Source organism: Duganella sp. FT27W (assembly GCF_009295655.1).
GTDB classification, from domain to species: Bacteria; Pseudomonadota; Gammaproteobacteria; order Burkholderiales; family Burkholderiaceae_D; genus Rugamonas; species Rugamonas zoogloeoides.
In genome coordinates this window covers 109,070-131,219 of sequence record NZ_WHIV01000003.1, presented here as the reverse complement: position 1 = coordinate 131,219, position 22,150 = coordinate 109,070, and the positions used below count along the sequence as shown (strand labels likewise).

At 53.8% G+C, this 22,150-nt stretch carries 22 protein-coding genes and 1 pseudogene; 18 read left to right on the top strand and 5 right to left on the bottom strand.

Annotated elements, in window-relative coordinates; genetic code table 11:
• Positions 1–33 precede the first annotated feature (33 nt).
• Positions 34–840 carry an outer membrane protein assembly factor BamD gene (locus tag F8197_RS12405; protein ID WP_026637084.1) on the bottom strand — a complete coding sequence of 269 codons (807 nt, stop codon included), beginning with the start codon at positions 838–840 and terminating at the stop codon, positions 34–36.
• Between the two features lie 66 nt (positions 841–906).
• Between F8197_RS12405 and F8197_RS12400 the strand changes: the two genes are divergently transcribed.
• Positions 907–1,959 carry an RluA family pseudouridine synthase gene (locus F8197_RS12400; RefSeq protein WP_056148323.1) on the top strand — a complete coding sequence of 351 codons (1,053 nt, stop codon included), beginning with the start codon at positions 907–909 and terminating at the stop codon, positions 1,957–1,959.
• Positions 1,960–1,961: 2 nt separating this feature from the next.
• Entirely contained in the window at positions 1,962–2,750 is a 789-nt protein-coding gene (gene pgeF, locus F8197_RS12395; protein WP_152882148.1) for a peptidoglycan editing factor PgeF, read from the top strand.
• Between the two features lie 3 nt (positions 2,751–2,753).
• On the opposite strand, the gene F8197_RS12390 is transcribed toward pgeF, so the two are convergent.
• On the bottom strand, positions 2,754–2,963 hold the full coding sequence (locus F8197_RS12390; RefSeq protein WP_019920738.1) for a hypothetical protein: 210 nt from the start codon (positions 2,961–2,963) through the stop codon (positions 2,754–2,756).
• A 49-nt stretch (positions 2,964–3,012) separates the two neighbouring features.
• Between F8197_RS12390 and phaC the strand changes: the two genes are divergently transcribed.
• Positions 3,013–4,728 carry a class I poly(R)-hydroxyalkanoic acid synthase gene (phaC, locus tag F8197_RS12385; protein ID WP_152882147.1) on the top strand — a complete coding sequence of 572 codons (1,716 nt, stop codon included), beginning with the start codon at positions 3,013–3,015 and terminating at the stop codon, positions 4,726–4,728.
• A gap of 181 nt (positions 4,729–4,909) precedes the next feature.
• Positions 4,910–5,473 carry a polyhydroxyalkanoate synthesis repressor PhaR gene (gene phaR / locus F8197_RS12380; protein ID WP_152882146.1) on the top strand — a complete coding sequence of 188 codons (564 nt, stop codon included), beginning with the start codon at positions 4,910–4,912 and terminating at the stop codon, positions 5,471–5,473.
• A gap of 160 nt (positions 5,474–5,633) precedes the next feature.
• Here phaR and F8197_RS12375 read toward each other — a convergent pair whose 3' ends face one another.
• Positions 5,634–5,825 carry a hypothetical protein gene (locus F8197_RS12375; RefSeq protein WP_152882145.1) on the bottom strand — a complete coding sequence of 64 codons (192 nt, stop codon included), beginning with the start codon at positions 5,823–5,825 and terminating at the stop codon, positions 5,634–5,636.
• Positions 5,826–5,839: 14 nt separating this feature from the next.
• Between F8197_RS12375 and F8197_RS12370 the strand changes: the two are divergent.
• The 11 genes and pseudogenes from F8197_RS12370 to F8197_RS12325 form a co-directional block, all read left to right on the top strand.
• Positions 5,840–6,203: pseudogene (locus F8197_RS12370) on the top strand (transposase); the annotation flags it as partial.
• Between the two features lie 180 nt (positions 6,204–6,383).
• Entirely contained in the window at positions 6,384–7,484 is a 1,101-nt protein-coding gene (locus F8197_RS12365) for a serine protease (protein WP_152882144.1), read from the top strand.
• A gap of 168 nt (positions 7,485–7,652) precedes the next feature.
• Positions 7,653–8,672 carry a serine protease gene (locus tag F8197_RS12360; RefSeq protein WP_152882143.1) on the top strand — a complete coding sequence of 340 codons (1,020 nt, stop codon included), beginning with the start codon at positions 7,653–7,655 and terminating at the stop codon, positions 8,670–8,672.
• A 6-nt stretch (positions 8,673–8,678) separates the two neighbouring features.
• Positions 8,679–9,737 carry a hypothetical protein gene (locus tag F8197_RS12355; RefSeq protein ID WP_152882142.1) on the top strand — a complete coding sequence of 353 codons (1,059 nt, stop codon included), beginning with the start codon at positions 8,679–8,681 and terminating at the stop codon, positions 9,735–9,737.
• Positions 9,734–12,481 (top strand): hypothetical protein, encoded by a 2,748-nt coding sequence (locus F8197_RS12350; protein WP_152882141.1) that lies wholly within the window; start codon positions 9,734–9,736, stop codon positions 12,479–12,481. Before F8197_RS12355 ends, F8197_RS12350 begins: the two co-directional genes overlap by 4 nt.
• A gap of 452 nt (positions 12,482–12,933) precedes the next feature.
• On the top strand, positions 12,934–13,245 hold the full coding sequence (locus F8197_RS12345) for a hypothetical protein (RefSeq protein ID WP_152882140.1): 312 nt from the start codon (positions 12,934–12,936) through the stop codon (positions 13,243–13,245).
• Between the two features lie 574 nt (positions 13,246–13,819).
• A complete protein-coding gene (locus tag F8197_RS28575) occupies positions 13,820–13,960 on the top strand; it encodes a hypothetical protein (protein WP_193333417.1) in 141 nt (46 codons plus the stop codon).
• A 6-nt stretch (positions 13,961–13,966) separates the two neighbouring features.
• A complete protein-coding gene (locus F8197_RS29455) occupies positions 13,967–14,482 on the top strand; it encodes a DUF4365 domain-containing protein (RefSeq protein WP_373996858.1) in 516 nt (171 codons plus the stop codon).
• Between the two features lie 110 nt (positions 14,483–14,592).
• A complete protein-coding gene (locus tag F8197_RS12335) occupies positions 14,593–14,832 on the top strand; it encodes a hypothetical protein (protein ID WP_152882139.1) in 240 nt (79 codons plus the stop codon).
• A gap of 363 nt (positions 14,833–15,195) precedes the next feature.
• Positions 15,196–16,167, top strand: coding sequence for a GTP pyrophosphokinase family protein (locus F8197_RS12330; RefSeq protein ID WP_152882138.1), 972 nt, complete (start codon positions 15,196–15,198; stop codon positions 16,165–16,167).
• A 347-nt stretch (positions 16,168–16,514) separates the two neighbouring features.
• Complete coding sequence (locus tag F8197_RS12325) at positions 16,515–16,958, top strand: 2TM domain-containing protein (RefSeq protein WP_193333416.1); 444 nt, start codon at positions 16,515–16,517, stop codon at positions 16,956–16,958.
• 110 nt (positions 16,959–17,068) lie between these two features.
• Here the strand turns inward: F8197_RS12325 and F8197_RS12320 are convergent, their stop codons facing one another.
• Together F8197_RS12320 and motA are read right to left on the bottom strand one after the other, a co-directional pair.
• Entirely contained in the window at positions 17,069–17,296 is a 228-nt protein-coding gene (locus F8197_RS12320; RefSeq protein WP_152882136.1) for a hypothetical protein, read from the bottom strand.
• A gap of 85 nt (positions 17,297–17,381) precedes the next feature.
• Positions 17,382–18,239: a flagellar motor stator protein MotA gene (gene motA, locus F8197_RS12315; RefSeq protein ID WP_056148316.1), complete on the bottom strand. Its 858-nt coding sequence runs from the start codon at positions 18,237–18,239 to the stop codon at positions 17,382–17,384.
• 176 nt (positions 18,240–18,415) lie between these two features.
• Here motA and rimO point away from each other — a divergent pair, with 176 nt between their 5' ends.
• From rimO to hisC, 3 genes are all read left to right on the top strand, one after another.
• A complete protein-coding gene (gene rimO / locus F8197_RS12310; RefSeq protein ID WP_152882135.1) occupies positions 18,416–19,819 on the top strand; it encodes a 30S ribosomal protein S12 methylthiotransferase RimO in 1,404 nt (467 codons plus the stop codon).
• A gap of 80 nt (positions 19,820–19,899) precedes the next feature.
• The gene (locus tag F8197_RS12305) at positions 19,900–21,069 is read left to right on the top strand and encodes a cystathionine beta-lyase (RefSeq protein WP_152882134.1); all 1,170 of its coding nucleotides are present in this window, start codon (positions 19,900–19,902) and stop codon (positions 21,067–21,069) included.
• A complete protein-coding gene (gene hisC, locus F8197_RS12300; protein ID WP_152882133.1) occupies positions 21,066–22,124 on the top strand; it encodes a histidinol-phosphate transaminase in 1,059 nt (352 codons plus the stop codon). Before F8197_RS12305 ends, hisC begins: the two co-directional genes overlap by 4 nt.
• The last annotated feature ends 26 nt before the right edge of the window (positions 22,125–22,150 follow it).

Here is a 22,150-nt window from a genome sequence, read left to right as displayed (position 1 = left end):
AAAAACCGGGATGTTCATCCCGGTTTTTTTTAATTACTTGCTGCTCCAGAACTTCCACCAGTGACGCTCGGCCTTCTTGCCTTCGTCGAGGAACTTGCTGTTCGGGTAGTTCAGGCGGAAGACGCGTTCGGTGTCGTTGCGCAGTTCGGTCATGCCCAGCTTGTCGTAGCTGCGGATCATGATGAACAGCGCTTCCTCGATCGATGGCGAATCGCGGTAGTCGTCCATGATGCCCATGGCGCGGTTGGCCGCTGCCAGGTAGGCGCCGCGACGGTAGTAGTAGCGCGCCACGTGCACTTCATACGACGCCATGGCGTTGACCAGGTAGCGCATGCGCTGGCGGGCGTCCGGCGTGTACTTGCTGTTGGGGAACTTGTCCACCAGCTGCTTGAACGCCGCGTACGCCTCGCGCGTCGCCTTCGGATCGCGCTCGGTAACATCCTGCTCGTAGACAAAGTTCAACAGGCCAACCTGGTCGTTGAAGTTGACCAGGCCGCGCAGGTAGTACATATAATCGACGTTGTTGTGATTTGGATGCAGCTTGATGAAGCGCTCGACCGCTGCCAGCGCTTGCGCCTGGTCCTGCGATTTGTAGTAGGCATAGGCGATCTGCATCTGCGCCTGCTGGGCGTAGGTACCGAATGGATAGCTCGATTCCAGGCGCTCGTACAGCTGAATTGCGCGCTCGTAGTGCGCTCCTTCGAGTTCTTCGGTCGCCTCCGAGTATAATTTCGAAGCGGTCCAGCCCTTTGTTTCGTCCGTCTTGTCCGAGAACACTCCGCACGCCGACAAACTAAGCATCACTAACGTTGCTGCGACTACCGATAATTTTTTTTGCATGTTGTTTTGCAAGAAGCTGTTTAACCAAAGTTTTACAATAGGCTGATTATAGCCGATGGGAATGCTGTGATATTAACTCCAAAGCCGAATTCGACCGAATCCTCCACCGAACTCGCCCTCGATCCCTCCGACCTCGACACCACGATCGTCCTCGACGCCGACGGCGACGAGGATGACAGCCTGGCGCCGATCGAACTGGAACTCACGCCTGACGCGTGCGGCCAGCGCCTCGACAAGGTCATCTCGGGCCTGGTGCCGCAATTTTCGCGCGGCCGCCTGCAGATGTGGATTACCGACGGCTTCGTCAGCGTTGATGGCAAACCGGCAAAAAGCACCAAGGATACGGTCTACGGCGACGAGAAGATCGTCATTCTGCCCCAACCAGCGCCGGAAGACGAGGCTTTTAAACCGGAACAGGTAGAACTTAACATCGTTTTTGAAGACGACCACCTGATCGTCATTAACAAGCCGGCCGGCCTGGTGGTCCATCCGGGTGCCGGCAACTGGAGCGGCACGCTGCTCAACGGCCTGCTGTTCCACTGCCCGCAGCTGGCCGGTGTACCGCGCGCCGGCATCGTCCACCGGCTCGACAAGGACACCAGCGGCCTGATGGTCGTCGGCAAAACTTTGGCTTCGCAGACCGACCTGGTGCGCCAGCTGGCCGCGCGCACTGTCAAGCGCGAATATTTCGCGCTGGTGTGGGGCACGCCGCGCATCAGCGGCACCATCGACGCCTCCATGGGCCGCCATCCGAAAGACCGCATCAAGATGGCGGTGTCCACCAGCATGGGCGCCAAGCCGGCCATTACCCACTATGAACTGCTGGCCAGCGGCGACCTCGATCGTCGTCCGGTCAGCCTGATGCAGTGTCGCCTGGAAACTGGCCGCACCCACCAGATCCGCGTGCACATGATGTCGATCGGTTTCCCGCTGGTGGGCGACACCACCTACGGCAAGCAGCACCTGTCCAACGTCTTCCCTCGCCAGGCCCTGCAAGCGCGCCGCCTGGGGCTGGTGCATCCGGCCACCGGCGAGCAATGCGAATGGGTCGTGCCGCTGGCGGAAGATTTCGCCGGCCTGATCGCCCAGGCCGGTATTGCCGAACCGGAACAGCACTAACAATGAACAGTAATCCACAGTGGCTGGTGCCGCATTGGCCGGGTCTGCCCGCCAACGTGGGCATGTTGTCCACCACGCGGCGCGGCGGCGTGAGCCCCGCGCCGTATGACGACGGCATGGGGCAGGGCGGCCTCAACCTGGGCACCCACGTGGGCGACCAACCGCACAACGTCGCTCGCAACCGCCAGATTCTGCGCGACATGCTGCCTAACGACCCGGCGTGGCTGGCGCAAGTGCACGGAACCGTGGTGGCCGACCTTGGCAAGGTGGGACCGCAGCAAGTGCCCGAGGCGGATGCCAGCATGACCACCATCGCCGGCAAGGTATGCGTGGTGATGACGGCGGACTGCCTGCCGGTGCTGTTCTGCGACACTCGCGGCACCGTGGTGGCTGCCGCCCATGCCGGCTGGCGCGGCCTGGCCGCCGGCATGCTGGAAAACACCATCGAAGCGATGCGTGCCGCCGGCGCCGGCGACCTGATGGCCTGGATGGGGCCGGCCATCGGCGCCTACCAGTTTGAGGTGGGCGGCGATGTGCGCCAGGCGTTTTTGCAGGGCGCGCTCGACGATTCGAGTGTGCGCCACGTGACGGCGGCGTTTACGTCGCTCGAGCACAAGCCGGGCAAGTTCCTGGCCGACATCTATGCACTGGCCCGGCACCGCATGCTGCGCGCCGGTGTGGCGCAAGTGCATGGCGGTGAGTACTGTACGGTGGCCAATTCCGGGCGCTTCTATTCGTTCCGTCGCGATGGCGTCACTGGCCGTCAGGCAAGCTTGATCTGGCTCAAATAAGTGTCAGGTAGCGCTGGACTTTTTAGCGTCTCGCGCCGCCTGTTCCGCCGCTTTCCGGCGCGCCTTGCGCTTGCCTGTTCCCGCGATGTAAATCAAGGTCCCCAGCGGCAGCACGCAATAGAACAAAAACGTTACAATTCCCGCGACGATGGTCGGCTCGGTGAGCGCCATCAGTCCCACGACGTAAATCCACGCAATAGCAACAATCAGCATGTAGCAACCCAGGTTAAGAGATATTCAATATTTTTTTAGGGAATCACACATGAATTTGCCCGATCCGCAAGCCATTGCCAACGCCTGGATGTCCCAGGTGGGCGACCCCAGCCAATGGCAATCCTGGTTCAGCAAGGCGCCCACCACCGAGGCGAACCCGATGGCCACCATGTTGCAGGATATCGGCGTTGCGCTCAAACCGGAAGCAATGGAGCAGCTGAAAAACGATTATCTGCGTGACTTCACCGCGTTGTGGCAGGATTTTTTGGCTGGCAAGGCGCCAGCCGTCAGCGACCGCCGCTTCAGCTCGGCGGCCTGGCAGGGCAATCCGATGTCGGCCTTCAATGCCGCATCTTACCTGCTCAACGCCAAATTCCTCAGTGCCATGGTGGAGGCCGTGGATACCGCGCCCCAGCAAAAGCAGAAAATCCGCTTTGCCGTGCAGCAGGTGATCGATGCCATGTCGCCCGCCAACTTCCTCGCCACCAATCCGGAAGCGCAGCAAAAACTGATTGAAACCAAGGGCGAGAGCCTGACGCGGGGCCTGGTCAATATGCTGGGCGACATCAACAAGGGCCATATCTCGCTGTCGGACGAATCGGCCTTCGAAGTGGGCCGCAACCTGGCCATCACCCCTGGCACCGTGATTTACGAAAATCCGCTGTTCCAGCTGATCCAGTACACGCCGACCACGCCGACCGTCAGCCAGCGCCCGCTGTTGATGGTGCCGCCGTGCATCAACAAGTTCTACATCCTCGACCTGCAACCGGAAAATTCGCTGGTGCGCTACGCGGTGGAGCAGGGCAACACCGTGTTCCTGATCTCGTGGATCAACCCGGACAAGTCGCTGGCCGGCACCACCTGGGACGACTACGTGGAGCAGGGCGTGATCGAAGCGATCCGCATCGTCCAGGACGTCAGCGGCCAGGACAAGCTGAACATGTTCGGCTTCTGCGTCGGCGGCACCATTGTTTCCACCGCCTTGGCGGTACTGGCGGCGCGCGGCCAGCATCCGGCGGCCAGCCTGACCTTGCTCACCACCTTCCTCGACTTCAGCGATACCGGCGTGCTCGACGTCTTCGTCGATGAAACCCAGGTGTCGCTGCGCGAGCAGCAATTGCGCGACGGCGGCCTGATGCCGGGCCGCGACCTGGCTTCGACCTTTTCGAGCCTGCGTCCGAACGACCTGGTATGGAACTATGTGCAGTCAAACTACCTCAAAGGCAATGAGCCGTCGGCGTTCGACCTGCTGTTCTGGAACTCGGACAGCACCAATTTGCCGGGCCCGATGTTCTGCTGGTACCTGCGCAACACGTACCTGGAAAACAGCCTGAAGGTGCCGGGGAAGCTCACCGTGGCCGGCGAAAAGATCGACCTGGGCCTGATCGACGCCCCGGCCTTCATCTACGGTTCGCGCGAAGACCACATCGTGCCGTGGATGTCGGCGTACGGTTCGCTCGACATCCTCAACCAGGGCAAGCCGGGCGCCAACCGCTTCGTGCTGGGCGCGTCGGGCCATATCGCCGGCGTGATCAACTCGGTGGCCAAGAACAAGCGCAGCTACTGGATCAACGACGGTGGCGCAACCGATGCCCAGGCCTGGTTCGATGGCGCACAGGAAGTGCCGGGCAGCTGGTGGCCACAGTGGGCTGGGTTCCTGGCCCAGCACGGTGGCAAGAAGGTCAAGCCCAAGGCCAAGCCCGGCAACGCCCGCTACACCGCGATCGAGGCGGCGCCGGGTCGTTACGTCAAAGCCAAGGGCTGATTGCGCCGGACTCTACTATTGGTTGCGTTGCAATAAATGCCAGCACTATTGCGAGTTTCTGCAATCTTTCTACTTTCCCCTCTATAATAGGATCAAGTAGGCACGTGAAAAGCGGACCGAAGTTCGCTTTTTGTTTCGAATTGTTGGAGACGCGCTGCGGCGCAATAAAAACGGACTTGTGATGAGTAGTGCGAAAAAAAATGCTGACCGCCTGATCAAAAAATACCCGAATCGTCGTCTGTACGATACCCAGACCAGTTCCTACATCACGCTGTCGGACGTCAAGCAGCTGGTGCTCGATAACGAAGTATTCACCGTGGTCGATGCCAAGACCAACGAAGATCTGAGCCGTAGCATTCTCCTGCAAATCATTCTGGAAGAAGAAGCGAGCGGCGCGCCGATGTTCTCGAGCGACGTGCTGTCGCAGATCATCCGCTTCTACGGCCACGCCATGCAGGGCATGATGGGTTCGTACCTGGAAAAGAACGTCCAGGCCTTCACCGACATCCAGCGCAAATTCACCGGCACCACCCCCGGCGCCATCGACGGCAAAGCGTTTAGCCCGGAAATGTGGACCCAGTTCATGAACGTCCAGGGCCCGATGATGCAAGGCATGATGAACAACTACATCGACCAGAGCAAGAGCCTGTTCGTGCAGATGCAGGAGCAAATGCAGAACCAGAGCAAGAGCCTGTTCGGCACCTTCCCGTTCGGCCCGGTGGTACCGCCAACCGATAAGAAGTAATCTTTCGCTTTAGTGGAATCTGAACGGCACAGTGGCGTTGGCTACTGTGCCGTTTTTGTCTTATTAACGGCTATTGGTATTTGGTGCGGGATCGCCAGGAGTTTTGGAAGTGCCGACACCGGCCTTGATTTCGGCATGTTGTTGAACCTCGCCGATAAATTTATAACCAAGTACCAGCGCAGCGAGGAGATGCGATCGCATGAAACCGCTCGATTTCCTCGCGGCTGGGGCTACCACCGGAGGTGGCTTTGCAGAACTCAACTTTTTGCTGCTTGTAGCTAATGTAGGCCAAGGCGCCCACCAAGTCGTTGGGATCGGCAGTCAGCGTTTCATAAATGGTGTTGTAGGCCATTTGCTGCTGCCGCCTTCAAGCAAGAACTGATGTCACATGGGGGCTTCGCTGACAATATCAAGCATGTCTGCATGGACATGAGCGCGGCCTATGCCAAAGGCGTGGCCGAGAGTCTGCCGAAAGCCCAAATCAGCTATGACCGTTTTCATTTCATCGGGCTGGCCAACACCGCCATGGACGAGGTGCGGCGCGAAGAAATGCGCACCCAGCCAAAAACTGTGCGGACGGCACTGGCTGAAGGCGTCAAAGCAGTCAAGGCAGTGATGTGGGGGCATGCGTAAAAATTCTAATGGCTGGACCTACCATCAAATCACCGCGATGCACTGGCTGCAGCGCTCGAACCTGAAAAGTGCCCGCGCCTTCGCGTTCAAGCTCGCGCCAGTTGAACAGCTGGCTCCTGCACATCAATTCCCCAAGTGTGACAATTGGTGAGACTTACATTGCTAACTTACTGGTACAGTAAATAAGTTCCGTTCTGCAACCTTATATTCATTACTGCATCCGCAGTAACAACTCTTTAAAAGTTGCCGTTTACGCACTAACGAGCTAGCCCACGACATGAACGAAAAAAATCAAGAACAGCTAAAAGCATACCTCCAAGCGGTGACTCGCAATACGGGGGGACTAGACGCATTAATAGCATCGCTGGAATCAAATAAGGCGGGAACGTCTATGAGTGGCTTAGAAATGATGCCCACTGCCGTCCAACCAGATCAGTTGGCAGACGACGTTCGGGCACTCTTAATGGACAAACCAATTTCTGCCGTACAGTACTCAGGTTTAGAGGCGATCATCAACGAGAAACTTCGCCCGGTGGTGGACATTATTAACGATAGCTTCGTCTTATCAGATACTCGATGGGCCCACTTGACCGCCGACGACGTTATCCGAAATCGCATCGAAGCTATACTTCCTTCAGTTGGTCGAATCGAACTCCCGGGTCATAAAACACGCCCATATGGGGGGACCGGATTCGTTGTTGGTGACGGTCTGATCATGACCAACAGGCATGTTGCCCAAATCTTCGCTCATGGCATCGGCGACAAAAATCTGACGTTTCATCCGGATACTAAGGCAGGCATCAATTTCAAGAGGGAATTCAAACAACCGGAAGAAGAAACACTCAAGGTCAAGCAAGTCAGAATGATTCATCCCTATTGGGATATGGCACTACTAGAGGTTGAGGGATTGCCCCCCAAGAGACAAGCCTTGTCTCTTGGAACAGCTGATGCGCGAAACTTAGTGGGCGACGAAATTTGCGTCGTCGGATATCCAGCATCCGATATCCGTAATCCGTCAGATGTACAGAACGCTCTCTTCTCGAATAAATATGGCATTAAGCGTCTTCAACCAGGTGAGCTGCATGGCGCCATCGAAGTTATGAGCCTTGGCAAAACGGTTCTAGCAGCCGGCCACGATTGCTCTACATTAGGCGGCAATTCCGGCTCCGCAATCATCCATCTGGGCACAGGTGAGGTACTTGGGCTTCATTTTGGTGGCCAATACCATCAAATGAACTACGGCGTACCATCGGCAGCCCTGGCATCTGACTCACGTGTAGTTGACGCAGGCGTGCGATTCGCAGGTTCGCCACCCGGGGGGAGTGAGACGTGGGTAGGGTACTGGGCAGCTGCAGACACCGATAGCCCCAAGAATTAGTGGGCCATCGTCAATATGGTATCAAACTTCTAATCAAAATGCAGCGAAGTCGTAAGCAAACACTTTAATCTGCTGTAGTTAGACATATCTTCAAGGTGTTTCAATCATGGCGTTACGAGACTACAGTGTTTTCAATTACCACCAAACCTCATGTAGGCTAACAAAAATATGCAACTAACGGGCGACCAATTTGGACGAATTCACAGGGCTGTTGAGAGAACTTTCAACCGCGCGGAGTTGGACCGTCTATTAGTGGAGCGATTCGGACTTTCACTGGAAGAGTTCGCTGGAAACGTTGGACTCCAGGAGCAAATTACTGACGTCACCAGATATTTCAATCGTTACTCCATCGCAGAAGATCTAGTCGCTGCTCTACGAGAAGCCCGCGTGAAAGAAGCTGACTTTACTCGGGTTTCCGATGAGTTGAAGGTTATTGATATTTCGCGGACGGACCTGGAGGTTTTCGTAAGAGACAATGCTTCTACGTTCCAAGATGTCACCGATTTTCGTACTCAATTACAAATAAGGGAAAACGCCGTATGTAGAATTGAGACGCCGAACAGTTCGGGAACCGGTGTACTTATTGGCGATAAGAGGGTTCTAACAAGCTTTCATGTTATCAGTGGACATGTCGCACAAGACCTAAGTGTCGGTAAAGGCTGTAAGTGCATCTTCGGCTACAAAAAGTCGAGTGGGGGGCATCTCGTTTCACTTCAAGAAGTGACTATAAAGGGCGTTCTCGTACATAGCACTATTGATCCTAATGATTTGATACCTGATGGTGTTGCAATGGACGTTGAACTATTGGATTATGCCGTCCTTGAGCTTGAGTACGACATTGGTACCGCACCTATTGTTACTGGAGGAGATCTACGAGGGCACGTGCGAATTAATCCTAGTTGTAAGACACCAGCAGTGAATGCACCATTAGTAATACTCCAGCACCCAGAGGCGAAGCCGATGAAAATCGACTTCGGTATGGCGGTAGCCACATCTGGAAGTCGTCTACGTCATTCGGTTTCAACATTACGTGGCTCGTCAGGTGCGCCGGTGTTCGACACCGACCTCAACCTAGTTGCAATTCATCAAGGCGGCTTCGATAAAACAAAGGTTTTGGACCCCTACAACAATTCTATACCTTTGTCCCTTATTATCGCCCATGCAGCATCCAAACAAGTCGTTTTATAAATTTTTATGGAATTATTGATACCAGAACGGGACGCTATCGTTGGCGCAGCTACGGCTTTTGATCAGCAAGGCTTTGATACGTTTTTATTGAAAAATGCATTAATGCCGATCGCGACATTCTCATCATCAGTCAACGCGATGCCTTTGATTACCTTTGAATTTATTCGTTGGTTACAACAGAACACTCAGTACTTAGTGCCAGCTATCAACGCATTGATCAATGAATTTCCGGCACGCTCGGAAACTCCGATCTTAAAACAGACAGTAGAACGACTCACTTCAGCGCAACCAGCAGTGGCAGCAGGGCCTCCGTGGAACGACTCGCTGATCGAACGCAAACCAATTGTGAACAGGTCTATACTTCGCAGGAAGCTCAGTGACATCTGTGCAGGATTGCTAACTGGAGTCACGCTTATCGATGGTCCTCGTCGTACAGGGCGAAGCCATTCTTGGCTTCTAATCAGCCATGTGGCCCGCAAAACGCAAGGGTGGCGCCCTGTTCTCATTGACCTCGATAGCTATGCTATGAGGTTACAGAACTTACCCTTTATTGCTCAAGTTCTTGCAGATAGGCTTGGCTTAGGCCAACTTAAAACGACATCAATAGGATGCACTCCCGAGACGTTAGCCGCACGCTACGCGGACGAAATTACAACCGCTTGGGAGCTCAAGCAAAATCGGGGAAAAATTTATCTCGTCTTCGACAGTATCGACAAGGAAGAAGTAGCCCCGGAAATTAAGCATTTCATACGAGCTATGGCGGAGAAAAGAATTCGCCACGAGCTCAGTAACTGTGAGATTTTTCTCTTGGGAGCTAATCTAAATTGGGGTATAGTCGACGATCATCGCGTGATTGATGTTGAAACGTTGAGCGAGTTTCTACATCAGGAGGTTTATCATACTGCGAACGAAATCAATAATCTGGGAACTGATCCTCTCAATGCTGCAGATTTAAGATCACGTATTAATGACATGGTTAATGCCGTTGCCGGGAAAAGCCCGGGTGATGCTTGTTTTCTTATTGGTCAGGCAATTACTAACTTGCGTATTGATATAAAGGCATGAATAAAAATTCACACGATAATTCGCAGAAAAACGGATTGCCACCACTGTTTGCTGAAGCTGCAGTGAGCGAAACATTTCGCCCAAAGGAACTTCTTGAGAAGTGGCTCGAGCGATTTCCAAACGCGGACGAACGGGAACAAGTCCAGGCCATAGGCGCAGCATTGGAATTACAAACGCTTAGTAAACCAATGGAAGATGGTGGCGGTGATGATGCATTTGGATTGCCCAATGACCTGCGCCTCGAGTTACTTGCCAAGCTGGGCGCTCGTCGAGCGTTAAGCGTTTTAAAAACATTCTCGCCAAGAAAGATGACGCGTATAGAAAGTGATTTCCAAACGCTTCTGGAAGATCGCGCAGCCTCAGTTGATAGTCAGAACCGCGAAGCGCTGACTAGTATTCTTAACGCTAATCGCTGGGCACTAGCTGTAGGAATCCACTCGCCGTACTCCGAAGAAGAATTGTTGCAAGATCTCAAAAAACTCGACTTTCTGCAAAATTTGGGCGGTGCAGATCTGAATCGCTTTGTTGGACGAGCAAGTGAGCTAGGGCGTCTACATAAACTATTCAATGGTCTGGCGGATCATAGAATAACAGCACGCATTGAAGGCCCAGGCGGGATAGGCAAGTCGCTCTTAGTCTGTCGATTTATCGCCGATCTATTAATCCCAGAGCCTCTAAATGAGCACATCGTACCGAACGCTGTGTTCCATATCGACTTTGACAGAGTCGCTTTTCACCAGGCACGATTAATAACAATTTTGCACGAATTTTTGCTTCAATCTGGATTTTGGCACGCTAACCAAGACAGCGATGAATTTAATGACCTTTTGGAAAGCGCTCGCCGAGCAACCAATGGAGTTGCCTCAGGCTCAGACAAACTCTTAAGTGAAAGCAGGGGGTTGGAGCGCTATATCACAAGAGGGCTCGTAGCGCTGTTTAACACGAATCCTCGTCCTCCTCGAATTGTTGTTTTCGTTGATAGCTATGAACAAGTATTAGGGTTTGACGATACCGCAGCGGGAGCATGCTCACGTGCAATTGATCTGCTAGAAGAAGCCGGCGCAGTTGTCATGATCATCTACGCTTCGCGAACTTTTTTTGGCGAAACATTCTCTCCTGTCGAGCCTCACATTAAACTTGTTGGGCTGACAGCGCCGGAGGCTGATACCTATCTGAGAACCCGTGTTGAATTATTAGGCTTAAAAGTCAGCAGCTCTGTGTTAAGCGAAGTGCGACAATCGGTAGGTAACACGCCATTGGCATTGCGACTTGCGGCAAGTTTGATTGAACATGACCCGTCTGATCGCATGGTTAGAGAATGGGGACACGTGGCGGAACAGTCCCCAGAATTGATCCAGGCAGCACTATATGACCGCCTATTACGACGAGTCAGAAATGAGCAGCTGAAAAAGGTGGCAATACCCGGGCTCTTATTGCGCCGGATAACGCCAGATATCATTGAACAAGTGCTTGCGAGCGCCTGCGGCTTGGACTTGACCGTGACCACTCCTGCTCAGCTAATCGCAGCTGCGAAGAAAGAAGGACAGCTATTCGACGAGAAAAATAACGATCCAGGCGCTCTGTGGCACAGGCAGGACGTAAGGTTGACGATGCTGAACAATCTTGATCGCTCAATCGACAGTGCAACTTTTCGTGCCGTCAACGAGCAAGCGGTTGCATATTATGTCAGACAGCAAGGTCGACTCGCTCGCGTAGAAGAACTGTATCACCGTCTACGCCTGAATCAAGACACTCAAATACTCGAGAGTCGTTGGGTGGATGGTGCAGAAACGGAACTACGGCGTGTTCGCAATGAGTTTTCAGCACAGGCGCAGGCTTTTTTACGGATCAGAGCTGGATCGGCGCATCGTGCAAGTATCACGGCATTTAGCAATACTGTCGCATCTGTTGATCTTGCTTATACAGACAATGACCTAAAAGAATTCCGAATAAGCGCAAATAAACAACTTCAGGCCGAGGAAGACATTCCAGGACTAATTGCTCGTTTAGATGATATCGGTATGAACCTTAATGGAGCACTTGGAGACATTTACGCACAGGGTTTATTCCTAGCAGGCCGGCATAGAGACCTGCTTAACGGCGCTCGTCGCTTACTCCACAAAAGGGCTGCAAGCACAGCCGAAGTTCGCTGTGAAATATTTATGGTCGCGGCCCAGTTACTAGAGGGAAGGCACGAATGGCAAGAATCACGTCAATTTTGGACCTCAGCTCGTAGCGCCTCCAAGAAATCGCACGATGAGCTATCTCAGCTTCGGTGTACTATCGCGATTTTGCGAATATCTAGAAAGCTTCGCTTAGGAGGGGGAGACCGAATGGCAACCGTCAAGGTTGCGTTGGATCTACTAGCTAAAAATTTGAGTTCAGTGTACGAACGAGCGGTGCTATCGCGCGAAATATGTGCGGAGTTATTGGGGCTAAAACGTGGCTTCCACTTCGTCCACCGCCCCCAAGACTCTGTCGAGAGACTTATGGCGCAACTTGTCACACGAGGAGACCTGTTCCCAAGCGCTGTGGAGCATCGCTACCGGCTTGCTCGCATCAATGAACTATTAAACATTCCGCTCGACAGCTCGATACGCAATCTGAGGAATTTAGTCTCCAAACTCTCTAATGAGAAACCAGCATCTCCGGCATTGATCGAAGCTATTCGAGACGAAATTGACTGGAATCTTGCTAAGTCGATCGATATTTCAGAATCGCAAAACCCATACCATCGTATATAAGCTTGCCTGGTGTCCTCTGACTTGGGTAGCACGATGTGAAAGCCTCTTCGAGCAAGGGGAGCAATGGAAAACAATGAACCAAAGTGGGTAGTTGTGCAGCTCCGTGCGATCATATTCCTCGTCGCAGCTGGCCTTTGTTGCGTGGAAGGTCGGCTTAAGGGCGACAACGGCGTGTCGGGGCAGACCATGATTTATCGCAACGACAGCATGCTATGCTGGCGCGACCGGCCCGAGAACGGCCAGGAGCAGACCTTGCTAACGAATTCGATTGATTGGAAAATGCAACGTCGCATATCCCTTATGATTATAAACGTCGCCGTTTTTTTGATATCTTTACTCTGGCTCACGCCTAGTATGAGTTCGGATTTTGGCCGGCATAACGTAAAAATGGAATTTTCAGGGAAGGTGATGACCCAGTGCCTCCGGAGCATTTGGAAGAGTGGAATAAGCATATGGCGGAAGGACACGAGATTAACACAGGTAAATCTTTAGTTTTACATCCATTGAGTGGTGTTATGCATGTCGAAATGTCGGGCAAAGCCGTCCGTATTCGCTTACCTCAGGACCTCATCGATTTATTAGATGATAAAGCTGGTGTTTGGTTTACAATATATCGTGGCTCTTTTCGATCCAAAAAAATAGTGGGCGTGCTAAAAACTCCAGGACTTTACAGTCCAGATATTTCCATCGACCGCCGCAATGGTGAATTTTTAGTTATTAGCTCTAACCTTCAATACTCCGGACACTGCACTGCTGCGAAGTAATCTATTGTCCGCAGCGCCTGCTTCGTGGTGGATTTGCAATAAATAGGAATATCCGAAATAGCGCGAATTCGATAATATTCGAACTTGCGATTTGGGGCGACAACGGCATGTTCGGGGAGGCCGTGATTTTTCGCAACGGCAACATGCTGTGCTGACGCGACCGTCCGAGAACGGCCAGTAGCAGCCGGTCAGATTCACGGGAGAACGAATGCAACTTCTTAGATGGGTAGGAATGACCGCAGTGGTTCAAGCAGTCGGCGTCTTGTCTTTGCACGCAATAGTTAACATCGGGAGATGTATAAGAAATATTGGGAGATACCGATGGAGGAGCGCGACGTACGTCCGAGTATTCCAATGTCGCAGGGACAGATCAAGCGCGCAATGCGAGCGTTGAGAGTGGCAGGAGACGTGCCAAAAACCGCGTATACGGCGCTGGGCGTTAGACTTTCGGAGAAGTCACCAAAAAACGTGAAGTAGTGCGGCATCCCTCCATAACGCAGTAGCGAATCAACCTATGTGAACGTTCCAAAGGAATACTTGTAAATTTAATAAACACCATCGCAGTAATCGGAAAATGGAACGTGAAGGAGTGAATGCTGCGCGTGCCTTCTTCGAAAAATATGGCTGTGTTTTCGTCGAGATTTCGCTTGAAAACGATTATGGAAAGGATGCGCACGTCGATCTTGGCGACGAGGTATCTGCTTCTTCTATCTGAGCCGGGGTGCAAATCAAATCAGGCATATCGTATCGTCACGGTGGTGATTATAGAATTCCACTAAGCAAGGCAGATTTCGAATACTGGAGCGAATCGACAGTTCCGATGATAGGAATCGTGTACGATCCCGATGATCGCTTGTTCCGATGGGTGAACATCACGCAATATATACTTGGATTGAGTGGGCCACCTGGCTCATATATTCCTGTCGATGGGAAAGCAGTTTTATCGTTTGCCAGCCTGCGAGGTGAATTCACTGCGTCGGTAAAAAGTACTAATGTCGGTTTTAGGCGACATCCTTTAGCTCAACTGTGCGACGGATCTACGGAAGCCCAACACCACGGAATCATGGACTGCTTCATCCTAGGGCGAGCAGATCCTCGTCTTTTTTTTGGACTGCGGTATATGCTTTTCCAGTTGGATCCCTCTGTCTTCGAGATCGGTGTAGTTGCACTTGCGCACTTAACCCCCCACATCCAGATATTTTTTGGGGAAACAAAAAATGGTTCCCAGCGCAAGTAAAGGATCGAGTAAGACCACATCTGAGATGGAGTGAAAATGAAGTTTTAAAGTTCATAGCACTCGTTCCCGCAGAGGAGTGGGAGCGCGGCGGGATGGGGCAAAACATTTATATGTTATTACTTGAAGACCCTGAAATTGACAAAAAATTAGAGTCTGCAGCGAAGCGCTTAATTGATAATAATTTTGATGCTGCTCTTCTAGCGGTCTATCTGCTGTTGGATCGAACTGGGCTAAATGGACAAGCGTACTTGGAACAACTTATCAACCATATGCCAATGCTTCATGACGATCCTATAATTCGCGAGATAAGACATGACCTACGTGAGCACGGCTCAGTCAGTTTTTGGTGATATATTTCCGGCGGCAACCATGCTTGAAAGTAGGCTACCCAGTTGCGCCGATGGTCCCCTTTGAGGCGAAAACGGCAATTCTGCACGAGACGTGATATTTTCACGCCGGCAACATGCTATGCTGGCGCGACCGGCCGAGAGCTACCGTCACCAGCCAGTCGTAATAGAAGAAATTTAGATGAATTCATGTCCACGAGAAGGCTACATGTCTACTCAAAACCGCGATCAACTTGAACGGGGATGTTCTGTTGAAAAATCCAATTTTTAATACCTAATCTAATGAAGCGAGCCCTTTCGATGAGGGTTGAGTTTGTTATAATTATTCAGTTTTACCCCGTGAAATTCTATTAAAAAGAGCGTTATATGAACAGTGCCGAGTTGCGCATAGAGTACGATAAAAGACTACCTACTTACATACGTGCTTCGAATAATATTCAAGACGCAATAGCGCTATTGATTAAAGAAAAAGGAATTGCATATCTTGCTGTATTATCAAGGGTTAAATCATTTGAGTCATTTAAAGAAAAAATCGAAAAAAAACGATATGACTCTCCCTTCTCTCAGGCAACAGATTTTGTAGGGATTAGAGTTATATTGTATTTCCCAAAGGACGTGATATTGGTTCGAGAGATTTTATCAGAGGAATTCAATATTCTTGAGAGCTCCGATAAATCCGACTTGCTTAAGTCTAATGAATTTGGCTATAGATCGCATCATCTTTTGCTCAGAACGCCGGGATCTTGGTTGAGTACGCCGAATTATCGCGGATTAGGTGATGTTACAGTTGAGGTCCAGATACGAACTATCCTTATGCATGCATGGGCTGAAATTGAGCATAAACTTCAATATAAGTCGAATGTTCAAGTTCCTAGTGATCTTCAGAGAAAACTCTTTCTTCTATCTGCGAAAGTAGAAGAAGCTGATGATCAATTTCAAAATTTAGTAGCGGATGTGAATGCGTATCGCCATGAAATTGCAATAAAAGTATCCAGCGAAGGAAAGTTTGACTCAGCGCTGGATTTGAATTTGGATACCTTAAAAGAGTTTCTTCTATTCTTTTACCCGGAAAGTGAAACCCATGATGCAATGACTCAAAATTTATTTGATGATATCGTCAAATACAATATTACCCTTCCGCAATTAGTGGATTATGCAACTCGATTTGCTCCATATAGAAAAGAGTTGAAAGATCGTGTTTCTGGTTTGCCGTCTGCGGCTGAGTTGAATTACGCCATCGATGTTTTCGCTCCAAAATTTAGCGCCCCGGGCGAATACACTCGTGGCCGTAATAAAATAATTAGAGAGTTACGTGAACTTGCGCAAACGGTGAAATAGCGGGCTGTAATTTTGATCATTTTATGATATTTTTTGAAACTTTTTTGAGGCGTTTCGTCCACATGACCGTTACATCTTATCTCATTCAAGGGAATATTTTTATTACGAGATCGACTGGTGAGGGTCCGCTTTGGGGCGACATCGGCGTGTAGGCTCAGGCCGTGATGTTTTAGCAACCGCAACATGCTCTGCTAGCCCGAGCGGCCGAGAACGGCCCAAAGCAGCTGTCTCAGTTCGTTGAGTCTTGACGTACCTCTGTGACATGCATGTCGTGATAGTGTCGTATGGCTGTCGTTGTGAGTGGACACGGACCGGTCATACTAGACGCTCCGCAGAAGGAGATAAATATGTCGATTCAAAAAATGCGCCTCAAACGAGGTTGGTCGCAACAGCAACTGGCAGATGCTAGTGGCTTAAGCGCTCGCACCGTTCAAAGGATAGAGTCCGGCCACCAGGGCAGTATGGAGTCACTAAAGTCAATTGCTGCGGTCTTCGAAGTTGATTTTTCAACATTAACCAAGGACGTAACTATGACTATTGAAAGCGCCAATTCTCTATCCAATAATGAACGGATAGATTTTAAAAGAGCAAGACGTATTCGTGATTGTTATTTGCATTTGCTGATGTATTTCGCTGTTAATATCATTTGCCTTGCCATTAACCTACTCACCACACCTGAGCACCTCTGGTTTATTGGTTTGACGTTGTTCTGGGGGATTGGTATTGCTTTTCACACGATGACCGTATTTGTCTTTGATAAATATTTTAATGGTCAGTGGGAATTGGCCTAAGTAGAGAAGATTCTTGGCCGTTCTTTGTAAATTGAAATGCAATGAATAACTTGGACTTTCTTCTCGGCGTTATCTCATCCTGGTGAAAAGGTTGTGATCTTGCCCCCATATCACTCGGCCTTGATCACTGCTGACCGCGCAAAGCGATACGCCTCGGACATTTTTTTACTGGAAACGCCGACTTCCCGCATTAATTTCGCTGCAATCGGTGAGGAAGGTGACCGCGAAAGTGTGGGAAAGACCGGGCCGTTTCTAGCTTCTTGTTGCGATGCAGGTTTAGCGACCATCCTGCGATTAATGGCGATGACGTCGCTGCGAGAGAAGGCCATTTTTGCCATGACGCTCTCCTGTTGGAATGAGCATCGATTATACGCCCCCGTATCATGAGATTCACGGCAGGCGTCAAAATAGGCAGATTCCGATTCAGCGCTTACCCGGCCGCAAAATCGATTCCAGCTCCGCAAACGACGGCCGCTGTTTAGCTGAAATCACCTTGCGCCCGAACTCCACCGCCAGCGACGGCGCGTAGCCGTTCAGGCTGGCGATGATGGTGACTTTTATGCACTGGAGCACGCCGGTCGATTCCTGCAGCTTGCGCTCGAGCAGGCTGGCGATCGGGCCGAACACGCCGTAGGCCAGCAGGATGCCGAGGAAGGTGCCCACGAGGGCGGCTGCGATCAGGTTGCCCAGTTCGGCCGGGGGCAGGCCGACCGAGGCCATGGTGTGGACCACGCCCATCACGGCGGCAACAATGCCGAAGGCGGGCAGCGCTTCAGCCACCTTGTGGATGGCGTTGATCGCAAGTTCGCCGTCCTGGTGGTGGACGTCGATTTCGTTGTCCATCAGGTTTTCGATCTGGTAAATGTCGATATTGCCGTTGATGATCAGGCGCAGGTAATCGGTGATGAATTCCACCAGGTGGGGATCGGCCATCACCAGCGGGAATTTCAGGAAGATCGGGCTGCTCTGCGGGTTGTCGATCTCATTCTCGATGGCCATCAGGCCTTCGCGGCGGGCCTTGGTCAGCAGCTCGAACATCAGGCTCATCAGGTCCACGTAGAGGGCGCGGGTCTGGCGCGCGGTCTGGAACAGGGTGGGCACGGCGTCGTACACGGCCTGGCGCGACTTGCCATCGTTGGCGATCACGAAAGCGCCCAGTGCGCCGCCGGCAATCATCAGGAATTCGTAGGGCTGGAACAGGGGCGCCAGGTGGCCGCCCTCGAGCGCAAAGCCGCCAAATATCGCGCCCAGCGCGATAACGATGCCAACAATAACTGCCATGGAAGGTCCAATCGTGAATTCCGACAAGGCATCACGATACCATCTTGCAGTACGGAAAGATATACAGATGAGCATGGATCCAACATCGATTCGGCATGCGCGGTGGTGAGGGCTTCTCCGCAGCAAGGGCGATCGGGTATAATGCCCGATTGCCCGGCATCTTCATGACACCCAACATGCAATCGCAACCACTTTCCCGTATCACCAAGCCTGCAGCAGCCACCACCATTACCGGTGCGGCGCCCAAAGTCGGCTTTGTCTCGCTCGGCTGCCCCAAGGCGCTGGTCGATTCCGAACAAATCCTGACCCAGCTGCGCGCCGAGGGCTACGAGACTGCCAAGTCCTATGACGGCGCCGACCTGGTGATCGTCAACACCTGCGGCTTCATCGATGCAGCCGTGCAGGAGTCGCTCGACGCCATCGGCGAAGCGCTGGCCGAAAACGGTAAGGTCATCGTGACCGGCTGCCTCGGTGCGAAAAAAGACGCCGCCGGCGACGATATCATCATGAAGGTGCACCCGAAGGTGCTGGCCGTGACCGGCCCGCACGCGCTGGCCGAAGTGATGGACTCGGTCCACTTCCACCTGCCCAAGCCGCACGAGCCGTTCATCGACCTGCTGCCGCCGCAAGGCATCAAGCTCACGCCGAAGCACTACGCGTACCTGAAAATCTCCGAGGGCTGCAACCACCGCTGCTCGTTCTGCATCATCCCGTCGATGCGCGGCGACCTGGTGTCGCGCCCGATCGGCGAGCTGCTGCTGGAAGCGGAAAACCTGTTCAAGTCGGGCGTCAAGGAACTGCTGGTGATTTCGCAGGATACCTCGGCCTACGGCGTTGACGTCAAATTCCGCACCGGCTTCTGGAACGGCCGCCCGATCAAGACCCACATGACGCAGCTGATGGAAGCGCTAGGCGAGCTGGCCAAGTCGCATGGCGCCTGGGTGCGCATGCACTACGTGTACCCTTACCCGCACGTGGACCAGGTCATTCCAATGATGGGCGAGCACGTGCTGCCATACCTCGACATCCCGATGCAGCACGCGCATCCCGACGTGTTGAAGCGCATGAAGCGTCCGGCCAGCGGCGAGAAAAACCTCGATCGCATCCTGGCGTGGCGCAAGATGAACCCGGACCTGACCATCCGCTCGACCTTCATCGCCGGCTTCCCGGGCGAGACCGAAGAAGAGTTCCAGTACCTGCTCGACTTCCTCAAGGAGGCCCAGATCGACCGCCTCGGCTGCTTCGCCTACTCGCCGGTGGAAGGCGCTACCGCCAACGAACTGGCCAACCCGGTGCCGGAAGAAGTGCGCGAAGAACGCCGTGGCCGCGTGATGCTGCTGCAGGAAGAAATCTCGAAGAACCGCCTGAAGGCCAAGGTCGGCAAGACCGTGCGCGTACTGATCGATGAAGTCAATCGCACCGGTGGTGTTGGCCGTTCGGCAGCCGATGCACCGGAAATCGACGGCGTGGTGTACGTGAAGCCACCGTACGAGCCGCACAAGAAGCTGGTCGTGGGCCAGTTCGTCGATGTGCGCATCACGACTTCCGATGCGCATGACCTGTGGGGCGAGGCGCAATAAGCTGCTGCGGGGCGGCTATAATACGGGCGGAGCATCGATATGATCGATGTTCCGCCTTTTTTTATTCGCTTGTTCCTTTGATGACCACCAAAAAATCCCCGCAGACCGCCCTGATCCACTCCGACTACCGTCCTCCCGCAGGCTTCAGCGCGTTCCCCACCGCGATCCACCACGCCTCCACGGTGCTGTTCGAAAACGTGGCTGCGCTGCGCTCGGGCGAGTGGAAGGACAAGAACGCCTATACCTACGGCCTGCACGGCACGCCCACCACGTTTACGCTCGAAGCGCGGCTGGCCGAAATCGAGGGCGGCGCCCAATGCCTGCTGGCGCCCAGCGGCCTGGCGGCGATTGCCATGGTCGATTTTGCGCTGCTCAAGACCGGCGATGATGTGCTGTTGCCCGATAACGTCTACAACCCCAATCGCGAACTGGGGCGCTGGCTGCAGGCCGATTTCGGCATCACCGCGCGCTACTACGACCCGCTGGTCGGCGCCGGCATCGCCGAGCTGATACTGCCCAATACAAAACTGATCTGGTCCGAGGCACCTGGTTCGGTGTCGATGGAAGTGCCGGATTTGCCGGCCATCTGCGCGGCCGCCCATGCGCGCGGCGTGCTGGTCGCGCTGGACAACACCTGGGCTGCGGGCCTGGCCTTCAACGGTTTCGAGCACGGCGCCGACATCGTCATGCAGGCCCTGACCAAGTACCAGTCCGGCGGCTCGGATGTGCTGATGGGCGCCGTCATCACGCGCGACCGCGCCATCCACGACCGTCTGAGCCTGGCCCATATGCGCCTGGGTCTCGGCGTGGGTGCGGACGACGCCTACCTGGTGCTGCGCGGCCTGCCCACCATGCGCCTGCGTTTCGAGGCCCACGACAAGTCCGCGCGCAAGGTGGCGGCGTGGCTCAAAACCCGTCCCGAGATCACCCGCGTGCTGCATCCCGCGCTGCCCGACTGCCCGGGCCACGATACCTGGCAGCGCGACTTTACCGGCGCCGGCGGCCTGTTCTCGGTGCTGTTCGACGCGCGCTACTCGGAAGAACAGACCGACCGCTTTGTCGATGCCTTGCAGCTGTTCGGCATCGGTTACAGCTGGGGCGGCGCCAACAGCCTGGCAGTCCCGTACCGCATCGCGCACATGCGCAAGAACTGGGGCGACCAGGGCATCCTGGTGCGCTTTAACATCGGCCTGGAAAGCGCCGATGACCTGATCGCCGATATTGAACAAGCATTGGAGTTGATGAAATGAGTCGTTTCTGGAGCAAAGTAGTCCATGGCCTGACGCCGTACACGCCGGGCGAGCAGGTACGCATGCCCGGCCTGATCAAGTTGAACACCAACGAAAACCCGTACGGCCCGTCGCCGAAGGCCGTCGCTGCCATGCAGGCCGCCGTGGCCGACGACCTGCGCCGCTATCCCGATCCGGCCAACCTGGCGGTCAAGGATGCCGTGGCGCGGCGCCTGGGCGTGCGGCGCGAGCAGGTTTTTGTCGGTAACAGTTCGGACGAAGTACTGGCTCACACCTTCCACGCGCTGCTCAAGCACGAACTGCCGCTGCTGTGCCCCGACATCAGCTACAGTTTTTACGCCACGTATTGCAGCCTGTATGGCATCACGGCCGTGCAGGTGCCGTTGAATGACCGCTTCGAGATCGACGTCGAACATTACAACGCACCGTGCGGCGCCATCATCATTGCCAACCCCAATGCACCGACCGGCATCGCGCTGTCGCTGGCGCAGATCGAGGCGCTGTTGCTGGCGCACGCGGACCAGGTAGTAGTGGTCGATGAAGCCTACGTGGACTTCGGCGGCGAAAGCGCCAGCGCACTGGTGGACCGCTACGACAACCTGCTGGTGATCCAGACGCTCTCGAAATCGCACTCGCTGGCCGGCCTGCGGGTGGGCTTTGCGGTCGGGCACCCGGACCTGATCGCGGGCCTGGAGCGCGTAAAGAACAGTTTTAACTGCTACCCGCTAGGGCAGGTGGCGCAGGCCGGCGCGGTCGCCTCGCTGGACGACGTCGACTACGCGCAGCAGACGGCGCGCGCGGTCATCGCCACGCGCGCGTGGCTCACCGCCGAGATGCTGGCGCTGGGCTTCGACGTGCTGCCTTCGCGCGCCAATTTCATCTTCGTGCGCCATCCGCAGCACGACGCGGTGACGATTGCCGCCGGCTTGCGCGAACGGGCGATCCTGGTCCGCCACTTCAAGCAGGCGCGCATCGACCAGTTCCTGCGTATCTCGATTGGTACGGATGCCGAATGCGCGGCACTGGTCGATGCATTGAAGACGCTGCTTGCCTGATTCGTTCTGGTATACTGTATGCATAC

Coding starts and splice junctions, on each gene's coding strand:
- F8197_RS28575 (WP_193333417.1), top strand. CDS start 13,820: ATGGAACGTGAAGGAGTGAATGCTGCGCGTGCCTTCTTCGAAAAATAT.
- F8197_RS12345 (WP_152882140.1), top strand. CDS start 12,934: ATGGCGGAAGGACACGAGATTAACACAGGTAAATCTTTAGTTTTACAT.
- pgeF (WP_152882148.1), top strand. CDS start 1,962: ATGAACAGTAATCCACAGTGGCTGGTGCCGCATTGGCCGGGTCTGCCC.
- F8197_RS12375 (WP_152882145.1), bottom strand. CDS start 5,825: ATGGCCTACAACACCATTTATGAAACGCTGACTGCCGATCCCAACGAC.
- hisC (WP_152882133.1), top strand. CDS start 21,066: ATGAGTCGTTTCTGGAGCAAAGTAGTCCATGGCCTGACGCCGTACACG.
- F8197_RS12365 (WP_152882144.1), top strand. CDS start 6,384: ATGAACGAAAAAAATCAAGAACAGCTAAAAGCATACCTCCAAGCGGTG.
- F8197_RS12360 (WP_152882143.1), top strand. CDS start 7,653: ATGCAACTAACGGGCGACCAATTTGGACGAATTCACAGGGCTGTTGAG.
- F8197_RS12355 (WP_152882142.1), top strand. CDS start 8,679: ATGGAATTATTGATACCAGAACGGGACGCTATCGTTGGCGCAGCTACG.
- F8197_RS12305 (WP_152882134.1), top strand. CDS start 19,900: ATGACCACCAAAAAATCCCCGCAGACCGCCCTGATCCACTCCGACTAC.
- phaC (WP_152882147.1), top strand. CDS start 3,013: ATGAATTTGCCCGATCCGCAAGCCATTGCCAACGCCTGGATGTCCCAG.
- motA (WP_056148316.1), bottom strand. CDS start 18,239: ATGGCAGTTATTGTTGGCATCGTTATCGCGCTGGGCGCGATATTTGGC.
- F8197_RS12390 (WP_019920738.1), bottom strand. CDS start 2,963: ATGCTGATTGTTGCTATTGCGTGGATTTACGTCGTGGGACTGATGGCG.
- F8197_RS12335 (WP_152882139.1), top strand. CDS start 14,593: ATGTTATTACTTGAAGACCCTGAAATTGACAAAAAATTAGAGTCTGCA.
- F8197_RS12320 (WP_152882136.1), bottom strand. CDS start 17,296: ATGGCAAAAATGGCCTTCTCTCGCAGCGACGTCATCGCCATTAATCGC.
- F8197_RS12330 (WP_152882138.1), top strand. CDS start 15,196: ATGAACAGTGCCGAGTTGCGCATAGAGTACGATAAAAGACTACCTACT.
- phaR (WP_152882146.1), top strand. CDS start 4,910: ATGAGTAGTGCGAAAAAAAATGCTGACCGCCTGATCAAAAAATACCCG.
- rimO (WP_152882135.1), top strand. CDS start 18,416: ATGCAATCGCAACCACTTTCCCGTATCACCAAGCCTGCAGCAGCCACC.
- F8197_RS12350 (WP_152882141.1), top strand. CDS start 9,734: ATGAATAAAAATTCACACGATAATTCGCAGAAAAACGGATTGCCACCA.
- F8197_RS12325 (WP_193333416.1), top strand. CDS start 16,515: ATGTCGATTCAAAAAATGCGCCTCAAACGAGGTTGGTCGCAACAGCAA.
- F8197_RS12405 (WP_026637084.1), bottom strand. CDS start 840: ATGCAAAAAAAATTATCGGTAGTCGCAGCAACGTTAGTGATGCTTAGT.